The sequence below is a fragment of the Spirosoma knui genome, assembly GCF_054780635.1.
Genome location: NZ_BAAGVY010000001.1, coordinates 968,765 through 981,205, shown reverse-complemented (window position 1 = coordinate 981,205; position 12,441 = coordinate 968,765). Strand labels below are relative to the sequence as shown.

At 53.8% G+C, this 12,441-nt stretch carries 9 protein-coding genes and 1 pseudogene; 6 read left to right on the top strand and 4 right to left on the bottom strand.

Annotated elements, in window-relative coordinates:
- Positions 1-50: 50 nt before the first annotated feature.
- From ACYVIY_RS03980 to ACYVIY_RS03970, 3 genes are read right to left on the bottom strand one after another with little or no spacing between them, the layout of a single operon-like run.
- On the bottom strand, positions 51-2,033 hold the full coding sequence (locus ACYVIY_RS03980) for an ABC transporter permease (RefSeq protein WP_460974977.1): 1,983 nt from the start codon (positions 2,031-2,033) through the stop codon (positions 51-53).
- Positions 2,030-5,647 carry an ABC transporter permease/M1 family aminopeptidase gene (locus ACYVIY_RS03975; protein ID WP_460974976.1) on the bottom strand — a complete coding sequence of 1,206 codons (3,618 nt, stop codon included), beginning with the start codon at positions 5,645-5,647 and terminating at the stop codon, positions 2,030-2,032. The genes ACYVIY_RS03980 and ACYVIY_RS03975 overlap by 4 nt, the downstream gene beginning before the upstream one ends.
- A complete protein-coding gene (locus ACYVIY_RS03970) occupies positions 5,644-6,576 on the bottom strand; it encodes an ABC transporter ATP-binding protein (RefSeq protein WP_460974975.1) in 933 nt (310 codons plus the stop codon). The genes ACYVIY_RS03975 and ACYVIY_RS03970 overlap by 4 nt, the downstream gene beginning before the upstream one ends.
- 272 nt (positions 6,577-6,848) lie before the next feature.
- On the opposite strand from ACYVIY_RS03970, the gene ACYVIY_RS03965 reads away from it, so the two are divergent.
- From ACYVIY_RS03965 to ACYVIY_RS03945, 5 genes and pseudogenes are all read left to right on the top strand, one after another.
- Positions 6,849-7,772 carry an aspartate carbamoyltransferase catalytic subunit gene (locus tag ACYVIY_RS03965; protein WP_460974974.1) on the top strand — a complete coding sequence of 308 codons (924 nt, stop codon included), beginning with the start codon at positions 6,849-6,851 and terminating at the stop codon, positions 7,770-7,772.
- A 49-nt stretch (positions 7,773-7,821) separates the two neighbouring features.
- Positions 7,822-8,400 (top strand): annotated as a pseudogene (locus tag ACYVIY_RS03960) (Uma2 family endonuclease).
- Between the two features lie 98 nt (positions 8,401-8,498).
- A complete protein-coding gene (locus tag ACYVIY_RS03955; protein ID WP_460974973.1) occupies positions 8,499-9,602 on the top strand; it encodes a vWA domain-containing protein in 1,104 nt (367 codons plus the stop codon).
- Positions 9,602-10,501, top strand: a complete 900-nt coding sequence (locus tag ACYVIY_RS03950) for a serine hydrolase (protein ID WP_460974972.1) — start codon at positions 9,602-9,604, stop codon at positions 10,499-10,501. The genes ACYVIY_RS03955 and ACYVIY_RS03950 overlap by 1 nt, the downstream gene beginning before the upstream one ends.
- A complete protein-coding gene (locus tag ACYVIY_RS03945; protein ID WP_460974971.1) occupies positions 10,498-11,181 on the top strand; it encodes a uracil-DNA glycosylase family protein in 684 nt (227 codons plus the stop codon). The genes ACYVIY_RS03950 and ACYVIY_RS03945 overlap by 4 nt, the downstream gene beginning before the upstream one ends.
- A gap of 51 nt (positions 11,182-11,232) precedes the next feature.
- On the opposite strand, the gene ACYVIY_RS03940 is transcribed toward ACYVIY_RS03945, so the two are convergent.
- On the bottom strand, positions 11,233-11,769 hold the full coding sequence (locus ACYVIY_RS03940; protein WP_460974970.1) for a lipocalin-like domain-containing protein: 537 nt from the start codon (positions 11,767-11,769) through the stop codon (positions 11,233-11,235).
- A gap of 288 nt (positions 11,770-12,057) precedes the next feature.
- Between ACYVIY_RS03940 and ACYVIY_RS03935 the strand changes: the two genes are divergently transcribed.
- Positions 12,058-12,378 (top strand): heavy metal-binding domain-containing protein, encoded by a 321-nt coding sequence (locus tag ACYVIY_RS03935; RefSeq protein WP_460974969.1) that lies wholly within the window; start codon positions 12,058-12,060, stop codon positions 12,376-12,378.
- Positions 12,379-12,441 lie beyond the last annotated feature (63 nt).

Sequence of the window (12,441 nt, the reverse complement as noted above, 5' to 3'; positions counted from 1 at the left end):
TGAGCGGAACCGTAGACAGATGGATGGAGTCAATGGCGACATGGCTGCGATTAACTAATTGATACGTGCCCCAGATGTTGCCCCCCCCCCTCGTCGGGATAAATCTCGACCTGCACCTTTGTTCGCGTCAATACGGGTCGCGTAGCGTGCTCATACTGGCCGTAGCGTCGCTCGTATTCCGCCCGCATCGCCATCCGGTCCGCTTCCGTCAGGTACCTGTTCAGCACGTTGGTGTTGTAGAAAATAAAGCCACCCGAGCCGATAACCAGCGTCAGGGCCACTACAAGAGCGGATTTATAGTGCGGCAACCGATGGTGGGCCCTTTGGAGCCGTGCCTTAACGCCACCGTCTTTGCTACGTACCCAGAACAGAGTAGCGATCACCGCGAGGAGAAAGGCCCAGGAGGCCCAGTACAATTTAAACCACAGCCAGGGTTTGATAAACGGGCCGAAGCCACTCATATCGCTGTACGACCAGCCCAGATCAGACGCGTAGATCAGTAGCTTGTGTTCCACGCCGAGCATCGACGCGTAAACGATGAACCCGTACAGGCCAAAGGCTACCATGTGACCGATGTATTTCTGATTCACCAGAACATGAACTACGAAGACGAGCAAGGCGAAGAGCAGGTAGTTGGTCAGTTGAATACCGAAGAGCGCCTTTACGTACACGCCTATCTCGAACTGGTAATAGTGCATGACCAACTGGTTGATAAGACCAGCCAGCCAGAGAAAGACCACCCAGGTAGTGACTACCAGAGCGAGTCCGCAAAATTTACCCAGAAAGAGGACCCATTCAGGCGTGGGTGTGGTATCGGAAAGCGCCTGAAGCCCCGCTTCGCGTTCGCGCCAGACCAGCTCGCCAGCGAAGAAGATGATGAGCAACGGAATAACGAGCCACTGCGTTTTGATGCTGTTTAGCGGGGGTGTCAGTATACGTAACACCTCTTCCGTTCGGGCCAGCAGCGGCACGCCATACCACTCCATGTATTCGGTGGCGAACAGCCCCGTACCGATGGCTAACACCGCAACGGGCGTGAGACCTGTCCGGCTTTGGGCAATAAACCGAAACGATACACCCGCAATGGCAAAGACCTGACGCAGGTGCGTTCGTAAGACGAAATAACGCGGAACGTCCGGCACGTTAATGAGACTGGCGTCCTTGTCAAGTGCCGGAGCGGGTTGCCGACCAGACGAGACGGATGCCGACCAGCGCCTGAACCGAGGCCATTGGCTGGCGCTGGTTGTTACGTGGGCTAATCGAAACCGGACGTAGGTAAACGCGAGCGACCCCGCAGCTACCCCAAACCACCCGATGCGGTTCCAGAGCCACGGGCCTTCCAGCAGAACTAACCGCGTATTTTTGTCGATGGGTGTCCAGCCTTCCATATCGGCCATGATACTGGTGCCAAGCAGATCCATCAGGCTGCCTAAGACCTTCCAATCCAGCGCAAACCGTACCGTTGTGCCTCCGAACTGCGAAAACAGGATGAGGACAATACTGGCGATGTAGCTGGCAACGGCCCGACCACTCAAGGCTGCAGCCGCGAACTGAATGGCAGTTGTGGCCACAACCGTAGGCAAGGCCAAAAAGGCGTAACTGGTAAGAAAAGCTGCGGGACGGAACGGCCCGACAAACTGGGTCCTGGCACCAGGGCCATATACCGAAAGCAGGAATCCAATGGTCAGCATCAGCAGTATCAAGGCGTTCAGTACCAGAGCCGCCAGGAACCGCGCACCCAGGTAGCTAAACTTGCTCACGGGCGTTGTGTAGGCCAGCGGATGCATACGCGTCTGCCTATCACGGGTCGCAGCGTCGCCCACAACCACCCCACCAATCACCACCCAGATCACGCTGCCAAAGACCGTAAAGAACGCCAGGGTGCTGGGGGCATTCAGGTACGTACCGTCATCCAATGTAACAATGCGCAGGACGGTAAACCCGAACAGCAGAAATACCGCAAACAAGAGCCAGGTAGACGCATGACGCAGCTGATACCGGAGCTCAAAGCGAACAATTTCTCTAAATTTCATAACTGTATCGGCTCTATATTGTCGCCTTCCTCCCAGTCGAGGAGGTTATACGGATCAATGCCTCCGTGCGCGGGTTTATGCGGCACCATTACGGTGATGGTCTGTTTGCCGGAGCGGATAAAATGCTTCTGCACATACAAGGGTTTGCCCAGGATTTCGCCGGGTTGCGCGGGAGCGAAAACGCCTATTTCTACCCACTCATTCACTGGTATCTTCGTCTCGACACCGGCGCTGTCGGCCACAACCTTATTGGCTTCTACCTCGAATGTTACCTGCCAGGCACCGGTAGTCGTTTGCTTTGCCGTTGCTTTTCGGGTGTCGAAAGTCCAGGTCGTATTTCGCTCAAACAGATCGACCAGCAGGGGGTTGAGCGAATCCGGCGTAACGGCTTGTAGCTCCCGGTACAGATCGAGTGTGGTAGCCAGCGAAGAAGCTTTTTTTCTGATAAGCGTACCGAGTGCTCCGTTCACGCGGGTCTCACCCACGTACTCACTCAGGGCGTACATCGCGTAAGGGCCTTTGCGGTAGTTGGCCCAGGGGTCCATAGCCCGCAGCAGCGGAAGGCCCGTGCGCATGGGCGGCCAGGGGACCGGCTCGCGCATGATAAGCATGAACCGACGTAACGCTTCCCGGTCTTTTACCGTTTTCACGAGTTGCATGGCCGAGTACCAGGCCAGGCTTTCGGAGATGACCCCGCCCCCTTCGGCAAACGCGCCTTTCAGCTGCATACCCCACCATTGGTGCCCCATCTCGTGGACCACAATCTCGAAAATGGCATCAAAGCCCTTGCCCTGCGGGTCTAGCTGAAAGAAACCCTCCCCGCCCGTAATCACACCGCTTCCATCGACGCCCATGCCCATAAAATTGCCGGGCTGCTCAATAATCTGGAGAAAGCGGTACGGATACGGGCCAAACTGCGCCGAATAGTAGTCTAGCGACGCCCGTACGCTGCGGAGCAGACGCGGGAGGTGCTCGGTATGGCCGGGGTGTACATAAACCTGAATATCGACCGCTTTTCCTGAACCTATCGAAGGATGTGTCCAGCGTTCGCGGTGCACCGCGTAGTTAGCGGAGACAAAAACATCCCGACCAATGATGGGAACCTCGCTGACGTATTGAAAATAACGTCGTCCGGCGTTACGCCATGTGCGACGCAGCTCGCCCGGTGCCACCGCGACCTGATTGCCGCTGGTGCCAATGACCGCTTCGAAAGTCGTGGGGGCAGTCGCCGTTACATTCGGGTCCACATCGCCGGGGTCGGGGAGTGTGATTTGCCGCGGCAGGCCATACTTGCGCCGGTCTTCGGCACTCCAAAGCTCCCGCCTGGGCTGGTAGCCGATAACGGGCAGCGCATCTCCGGTGATATACGTACCGTTTTCGAGAATGCCCTGACCAGCGCCGTTGGGGTTAAGCCCGCTATTGCGGAAGCCTTTCGGCTTGAACTTCACCTCGAAATGGAGCGTCAGCGAGTCGCCGGGTTGGAGTGGCTTATCCAGCGCGTAGATGAAGTGGCCCAGTTTTTCATCGGTTACTCGCGCTCGGGCCGGGCGGTCGAACGTCATACGCGTCTCGACAAAGAAAGCGGGCTCCAGATGCACGGAGGAGATCGGCACCGTAGTGCGGTTAACCAGTCGGTAGCTGCCCCGGATGGTTGCTTTTCGCTGGTCGGGGTAGAGTCCGACGTGCAGCTTCGTTGCTACCCGCACCGGCTGGGGGATGCCCTCATATTTGCCGTACAGTCGCTCGTAGTCGGCCCGGCGTTGTATTACTTCGTCGTCGGTCACGTACTCGTTGAGCACGTTGGTGTTATAAAAAATGAAGCCGCCCAGCAGGAGAATGAGTCCCACCGCAACCCCGGCGAAAGCGGCCGTCGCCCGTGTGAACCGGAGTGGGGCAATGTGCAGCCGCTTTCTGAAACGGGCCTCTTTCCCCCGCACCCACAGCAGCCGGGCGATAACAGCCAGCAACAACGCCCAAGAAGCCCAGTAGAGCCGGAAAAAGAGCCACGGCCCCACTGACGAGTCAACCCCGCGCATGTCGGTAAGTGACCACTCCGGACCGGATGCGTACACCAGCAGATGATGCTCAATGCCAAGAAATGACGAGAAAATCATTAGCAGATACACCGCCAGTGCGAGTAGTTGCCCGACGTATTTCCCGTTGACCACGGCCTGCACCGTCAGGGCGAGAAGGGCAAATAAGCAGTAGTCAACCAGTTTGAACCCGAGCAGCACCTGCACGTATCGCCCGATTTCGAAATCGTAGTAGCCCCGAACAACCTGAACCGTGAGGCCGACAAGGGTGACGGCTACCATCAGGGCGGCCAGAATGAGCCCTAAGCCGAGGAGCTTGCCAAGGAACAGCACCCAGTCCGGCACGGGCGTTGCATCGACATTCTCGTTCATTCGGGCGTCCCGCTCCTGCCACACCAGCTCACCCGCGTAATAGATGATGAACAGCGGCACCATCACCCAATAGTTTGTGGGCGCGGTGAGCACGCCCGTGAGGTGCTTCGTAAGCAGATACGGAGTCCGGGGCAGCAGCGGAATACCCCAGTGCTGTGTTTGCACCAGTACCATAAACGTCAGCAGCAGCGGGAAGGCAATCAGGAGAAACAGCCCGCCCGGACTCGTCGCAATCAGGTGGAAGGAATGCCGCGCAACCGTAATGGTCTGGCGCAGGTGTGTCCTGAAACCGAACGACCGGGGCGCATTCGGAACCGGAATAGGCATCGCTGCCGACACGACCTCAGCGGGTGACGAATTTTTTTGGATAAATCGTCGCGGGAACCGGCTCCACCAATTGATAGTAGTGCGGTGTTCAAACCGGAAGCGCAGAAACAGAACGGCCAGTACCCCGCAGGCAATACCGAGCCACAACAGCCGATTCCCGAGCATCGGACCTTCGAGGGTGAACCTACGGACGTTCTTCTCGACGATGGTCCAGTTCGACATCATCTCGTTCATGATGGCCATGATGCCGATGGGGTCCGCCAGTAGCGCCCGCCCGTGTAGCCCCGACTGGTAGAGGATGATGGTCAGCGGGTAAGAGAGAAAGAATAGAATCAAGCTGCCGAAGTAGCTCACCATCGGCCGACCGCTGAGCAATGCGACTGAGAACTGGAATACCGTAGCGATGAAGGCATTCGAGAGGGCAATGTAGCTGTACGCGGCCAGGTAAGCAGTCGGGCGAAACGGCCCTACCAGCTCGGGATTGGCACCGGGGCCATACACCGCCAGCAGGCTCCCCACCTGCACTCCGAACAGAATCAACGCATTAATGATGAACGCAGCCGCAAAACGCCCGCCCAGATAGTCGACCCGGCGAATCGGACTCGTGAACAGCAGCGGGGCCATTCGGGTTTGCACGTCCCGCGCAGCTGCTTCACCAGCCACGGCCGGGGCCATCAGCAACCAGATCTGGCAGCTAAACACCGAAACGACCGTGATAATGAACGGCGAATTCAGAATAAAATCCTGGGGAAGCGTAACGGGAACGATGGCAATTCGCGTGGAGAAAAACGCGAATACCACCATGCCCGCCAGAAAGAGCCAGGGCCAAGGCCGACGAACCTGGTAGGCAAACTCGAACCGGAAAACCTCCCAGAATTTCATAGGGTACTCGCTGGGTTACGGTTTCCGGCATGGCCCGCCATTACGGTAAAATAAACATCTTCGAGGTCAGGCTGCACCGGCTCAAAACCAGCGGGCGTTTCTTCGCTAAAGACATGGATGACTGTGCGTCCACCCAGCAGTTTGGTTGAGATGATTTTGTACTCGCGCTCCAGTTGAGCTAGTTCATTCTTCTGGATAATCGTTTGCCAGATGCGGCCTTTCAGGGCTTCTATCGCGTTGAGAGGCTCGGCCTCGTGTAAAATCTCTCCCTTATTGATAATCGCCATCCGGGTGCACAACTCGCTGACATCGTCGACAATATGGGTTGAGAGAATAACCACGCTGTTCTCGCCTAGCTCACTTAAGAGGTTCAGAAAGCGTACCCGTTCGGCAGGGTCCAGCCCGGCGGTTGGTTCATCGACAATCAGCAGTTTGGGATTGCCCAGCAGAGCCACCGCCACCCCGAACCGCTGCCGCATCCCCCCCGAATAGCCGCCCAGCTTTTGTTTACGCACCTCCCACAGATTCGTTTTCCGGAGCAGCGCATCAACCACTTCCCGGCGCGACCGGCGCTCGGCGAATCCTTTGAGAATGGCGAAGTGGTCGAGCAGACTTTCCGCACTGGCTTTCGGATAGACGCCAAACTCCTGGGGCAGGTAACCGAGCGTCTGGCGCACCTTGTCGGGCTGATTCACTACGTCGATCGCCGGTTCGGTGTCTACCGAAGGTATCAGGTGAACGCTGCCCGCATCGGGTTCCTGCAACGTAGCCAGAATGCGCATGAGTGTCGATTTGCCCGCCCCGTTCGGGCCAAGTAAACCATACATGCCGAAGGGAATGGTCAGCGTTACATGTTTTAATGCCTGCACCACCCCGGTAGACCGGCCGGTGGCGTAGGTTTTAGAGACATTGGTAATCTGGAGCTGCATACGGGACAGGTGAATCGATATAATAGCCTGATGAGTGGACAAAGGGTAATACTTAAAAGTACTTTGTATTGCAAAGTAAATAACTTATGAAGCGAATTACCAAATGCACGTTCAGATTTCACTCCGCTTTTTTAACAAAACATGCTCTGATGAACTAAATGAGTAAATCGGGAGGTGTTTGTTATGAGCAGTCATTGACCAGGTATCCTCATGATTTGCCCAATCCAACGAGGTTTACGTTATCTTTGCCCAGTTTTGTTCGCATCCCTCCCATGGCCCAATCCCTCAGCGTCCGCCATCTGGTGGGCATCAAAGACTTGACTGAGTCTGATATTCAATTAATTCTCGAAACAGCAGGTCAGTTTAAGGAAGTCATTAACCGGCCCATCAAGAAAGTCCCTTCGTTACGCGACGTAACGATCGCCAACGTTTTTTTTGAAAATTCAACCCGTACCCGACTTTCTTTCGAGCTTGCCGAGAAGCGACTTTCGGCCGATGTCGTGAATTTTTCAGCGTCCGGAAGCTCGGTCAAAAAAGGCGAGACCCTGCTCGATACGGTCAACAATATCCTGGCCATGAAGGTCGATATGGTCGTGATGCGGCACAGTAGCCCCGGCGCTCCGCATTACCTCACCCGGCACATCAACGCGAACGTAGTGAACGCGGGCGATGGCACCCACGAGCACCCCACCCAGGCGCTGCTCGATTCGTTTTCGATCCGCGAAAAGCTTGGCGACGTAGCGGGCAAACGTGTAGCCATTATCGGCGACATCACCCATTCGCGAGTGGCGCTGTCGAACATATTCTGCCTCCAGAAGCAGGGGGCTGAAGTCATGGTTTGCGGCCCGAAGACGCTTATTCCCAAACACATAGACGCGTTAGGCGTAAAAGTTGGGCATGATGTGCGGGCCGCGCTGGCCTGGTGTGATGTCGCCAACGTATTACGTATTCAACTGGAACGGCAGCAGATCAAGTATTTCCCGTCGTTACGGGAGTATTCGCTGTATTTCGGTATCTCCAAACAGATGCTCGATGAGTTGGACCGGCCAATCGTGCTGATGCACCCAGGTCCGATTAACCGGGGGGTTGAGCTAACGTCCGATGCGGCCGACTCGTCGCATTCTATTATTCTCGATCAGGTAGAAAATGGGGTAGCCGTACGAATGGCGGTGCTGTATCTGCTGGCTCAGTTGTAATACGCCATTTCTCGCCGGTTTTCGTTATATTTGACAAAAGCCCGTGATTATGGATCTGGAACTTCGTACCCTACATCCGCCCCGTTACCGCGAATTCGACGATGATTTTTTCTTTGCCTTGTGCCAGGCCAACGAAACAACGAAGTTGGAGCGCGATGCAAATGGAAATATTATTCTTATACCCCCCACCGGAACAGAAACAGGACGTTATAACGCCGATCTATGTGGCGAAATATGGAGTTGGAACCGCCGAACGAAGCGTGGCCATGTTTTCGACTCCTCGACCGGATTCAAACTAGCGAACTCCGCAGTTCGATCGCCAGATGTCTCCTGAGTGAGTAAAGAACGTTGGGATGCCATACCGGAAGCGGATCGACAGAAGTTTGCCCCCATTTGTCCTGACTTCGTCGTTGAAATCCGTTCCAACAGTGACGAGTTAAAGGTCTTAAAGGACAAACTGGAAGAGTACCGCGACAACGGATGCCGGTTGGGTTGGTTGCTCGACCGGGCTGGTAAGCAGGTATTCATCTATCGCGAAAACGGTTCGATTGATATTCGTCAAGGGAGTACCATTATGCTATCGGGCGAGGATGTTCTACCCGATCTAACCATTCAGGTCGATTTGTAAGTCTTTGGAGCAGCCCGAACAAATACGTAAACCGTTCTGTTCTGCAAACGTGCCCGCTACGGATCAGCCAGTCACCTCTACAACTGAACAACAAACGAATGAAAGGCTTTCAATTCTCTGATTATATACCGCCTGAACAGAAAGAAGGCAGCAAGTTCGACCAACTGCTGAATATCTTTCAGCAACTGCTGCTGCTTACCTCCGGCGACGTCGAACAGGCCATGTCGTGGATGAACCAACTCGACCGTCAATACGGGCTGACCGACGACGAATACGGCATTGGTAACTTCTTTGAAGACCTTAAAGAAAAAGGGTATCTGACCGAAGACAACGAGCAGGGACGTATTGTAATGACGCCGAAAAGCGAACAAACCATTCGCCGGTCCGCGCTGGAAGAAATTTTCGGTAAGCTCAAGCGCTCGAAGTCTGGTGGCAACCATAAGACACCGTATACCGGAACGGGCGACGAGCTAAGCAGCGACCTGCGTACGTACCAGTTTGGCGATACGCTGGAGCAAATATCGATGACCGAGTCGATTAAGAATGCCCAGATCAATAGCGGGGTTGAAGAATTTACCCTGATGGAGCGCGACCTGGAAGTCACCGAAAAGGAGCAGAAAACCCAGACCTCGACAGTGCTGATGATCGACATTAGCCACTCGATGATTTTGTACGGCGAAGACCGGATTACGCCCGCCAAGAAAGTGGCGCTGGCGCTGGTTGAACTCGTGAAGCTCAAATACCCTAAAGACACGCTCGACATTGTGGTGTTCGGAAACGATGCGTGGCAGATTCAGGCGAAAGACCTTCCTTATCTGGAAGTTGGCCCGTACCACACCAATACGGTTGCTGGTCTGGAACTGGCGATGGATTTGCTACGTCGGCGGAAGAATAAGAACAAGCAGATTTTCATGATCACGGACGGGAAACCGACCTGTCTGAAAGAAGGTATTAAATATTACAAGAACTCATTTGGCCTTGACCGGAAGGTGGTGAGCAAAACGCTGACGCTGGCCGCCCAATGCCGTCGGTTAGAGATTCCGATCACCACGTTCATGATTGCTTCCGACCCGTACCTGAAGCAGTTTGTGCAGGAGTTCACGAAAGTGAACAACGGACGAGCGTATTACAGCGGCTTGCAGGGTCTTGGCAACATGATGTTTGAAGATTTTCAGCGCAACCGCCGGAAGAACATTAAGTAATGCACGTTGCAATCACGGCTAATCGGATGAATCTACGTTATCTAAAAGTCGGGGCGCTTGTCCCGACTTTGTTTTTGCTGTTCACCATGACAACTGATGCGGTTAGTCAACCCCGATTCGGTCTTACTGATTCGTTGACAGCCTATTTGCGAAAGCTGCCCGCTCTGGTCAAGGTTAGTATCGCTGTAAAATCGCTGGTTGACAGCAACGTAGTGTTCAATCATCGGGAGAATGAACGGGTGCCTTCGGCCAGTGTCATCAAGCTGCCGGTCATGCTCGAAGTGATGGAGCGGGCGAAGGCGGGAACGCTTGACCTCGATGAAATTCACATCCTGACCGATTCCGAAAAGACGGGGGGTGATGGCGTATTGAAGACGTACCCACACCGCAGCCGGATCAGCTACCGGGATCTGCTTCGGCTGATGATGGTATACAGCGACAATAGCGCAACGAACATCTTTATCAACGAACTCGGCCGCGATGCCATCAACCAACGGATACGAACGCTGGGGTTAACGCAAAGTCAGCTGAATCGGGTAATGATGGATACGCTGGCCGCTAAACAAGGCCGAGAAAACTACGTAACGGCGCATGAAATGAACCGGTTGCTGGAGAAGATTTACCGGCATCAGGTTGCTACACCAGCGCTTTGCGATCAGATGATTGGCATTCTGAAGCAGAACGAAGACATGCAAACCATTCCGCGGCTACTGCCTAAGTCCACGGCCGTTGCGCACAAAACCGGTACGTTAGCGTATGTCCGTGGGGATGCGGGTATTGTGTACACAAAACAGCCGTTCCTGCTTTCTGTCTTTGTGGAGGGTATTTCAACGCCCGAAGCCGAGCGAATTATTGCAGAAATGTCGTTAATCTGTTACAACCACTTCGCGCATCAATGAGTACATTCGCCGACAAAGCCATTACGTATTACAATACCCTGACGGCTCCTTCGAACTTGCCCCAGGGCGTTGGCGTAATGAACCCCTACGAGAAGCCCGAAGTCCAACGTATCGTTACAGAGTTTTACACAAAGTTTTACAGCGATACGAAACCCCGCGTTTTTATACTGGGCATTAACCCCGGTCGCTTTGGGGCCGGCGTTACGGGCATATCGTTTACTACGCCCCAGAACCTACGCCGATATTGCGGAATCGTTAATGACCTTGCAGATACACCCGAACTGTCGAGTCGGTTCATTTATCAGGTTGTCGAAGCATTCGGTGGTGCCCAGGAATTTTACGGCCACTTCTTTCTGACCTCGCTCTTTCCACTGGCCTTAACGAAGGATGGCAGAAATTATAATTTTTACGACGACAAGGGGACTACAGCAGCTTTGTGGCCAGCTATTACGAATACTGTTCGAACACAATTGCAGTTTGGAGCCGACCGGAACGTAGCGGTTTGTTTAGGGCGTAAGAACGAAACGTATCTGCGTCGGCTCAATGATCAGCAAGGCTTTTTCGGCCGTATCGTTACGCTCGATCACCCAAGGTATATTCTCCAGTACAAAACCAAAGACCTGCCGATTTACCTGGAGCGATACATCGCTACGTTGCATGAATGCGTAGAAAAGGCATAAAAAAAGTGGCCTATCGCGCGATGGGCCACTTTTGAAAGAGAATTCGTTCGACTACGCTTTTGTCAGTTCCATAGTAACGGTATACGTTTCTTCAACACCGTCACCATCAAAATCTTCCTGCTGCTTACTCGACAGTTTCAGTACGTTACCGCTTATCGCCGTATCATATACCGTTACCTCATTTCCTGAAGTAATTGTCATTTTATTGCCGTCCAGCTTCCAGTTCGAATTATCTTCAACGGGATTCATGTCTGAAGAGGCATCGCAGCCCGTTCCAGCAACTCCGGTAATTTTACCATTGCCGTTGAAGGTAATCTTGGTCGTCGTCAGGCAGGTAACAGCCTCTTGACCAACTCCCCCAGGTAAACTTTGCAAGTAAGCAAGAAGGTCGGTCACTTTATTCCCATTTCCATCGTCAAAACCGGGGTTAACTTTATACCCTGAGATTCTCCAGGTCCCTTGAACAGAAGAACCACCTCCTCCAGGCGTAACGACGTCAGTGCCATCTTTTTTACAGCTTCCAAACCACAGTGGCATCGCCACTACTAATGCCCAGGTGAAAAGGCGGGTAAAACTCATCGCTTTCATAAGAATTTGTGTTATGCTGTTATAGTGATTGTTTGAATACTTGTCAAAAGTAGAACGCCGGGGCAAGGTCGCCAGCAGACAACTGCGTGAACAGCACGATCCACCGCCTGAACTGTTATTTCCCCCTTGTGAACCGGAAGGCCGTAGTGGGTCATTACCTCAGAATCGCCCCGAAGCAGGGCAAGTAACACACCGAAAAGAAATCAGTGCAACAAAGAAAGACAGTGATGAAACTTACGGAGTACGATTTACCTTTGCGAAGTTTGTGTCATACAATCGGTCCATACAATGCTGGTAACCACTACGCCCAATATTGAAGGTAAACACATCAAACAGTACGTTGGCTTAGTCAATGGAGAGGCCATTATTGGAGCCAATCTGGTAAAGGATTTCTTTGCTAACATCCGCGACGTGGTCGGGGGGCGCTCCGGCGCTTATGAGCAGGGGCTACGCGAAGCGAAGAGTATCGCCATTAAAGAGATGGTGGATCAGGCTACTCGCCTGGGGGCCAACGCCGTAATTGGTGTCGATCTGGATTATCAGACCATCGGGGGCAGCGGCTCGATGCTCATGGTATCGGCAAACGGCACGGCGGTAGTCGTCGAGTAACCAGCTTTGCTGCGTCCAAATGAATCAGCTATAAAACATTCCTACAATTCCCAATGGATCGGG

Coding starts and splice junctions, on each gene's coding strand:
- ACYVIY_RS03965 (WP_460974974.1), top strand. CDS start 6,849: ATGGCCCAATCCCTCAGCGTCCGCCATCTGGTGGGCATCAAAGACTTG.
- ACYVIY_RS03955 (WP_460974973.1), top strand. CDS start 8,499: ATGAAAGGCTTTCAATTCTCTGATTATATACCGCCTGAACAGAAAGAA.
- ACYVIY_RS03940 (WP_460974970.1), bottom strand. CDS start 11,769: ATGAAAGCGATGAGTTTTACCCGCCTTTTCACCTGGGCATTAGTAGTG.
- ACYVIY_RS03950 (WP_460974972.1), top strand. CDS start 9,602: ATGCACGTTGCAATCACGGCTAATCGGATGAATCTACGTTATCTAAAA.
- ACYVIY_RS03935 (WP_460974969.1), top strand. CDS start 12,058: ATGCTGGTAACCACTACGCCCAATATTGAAGGTAAACACATCAAACAG.
- ACYVIY_RS03970 (WP_460974975.1), bottom strand. CDS start 6,576: ATGCAGCTCCAGATTACCAATGTCTCTAAAACCTACGCCACCGGCCGG.
- ACYVIY_RS03945 (WP_460974971.1), top strand. CDS start 10,498: ATGAGTACATTCGCCGACAAAGCCATTACGTATTACAATACCCTGACG.
- ACYVIY_RS03975 (WP_460974976.1), bottom strand. CDS start 5,647: ATGAAATTCTGGGAGGTTTTCCGGTTCGAGTTTGCCTACCAGGTTCGT.
- ACYVIY_RS03980 (WP_460974977.1), bottom strand. CDS start 2,033: ATGAAATTTAGAGAAATTGTTCGCTTTGAGCTCCGGTATCAGCTGCGT.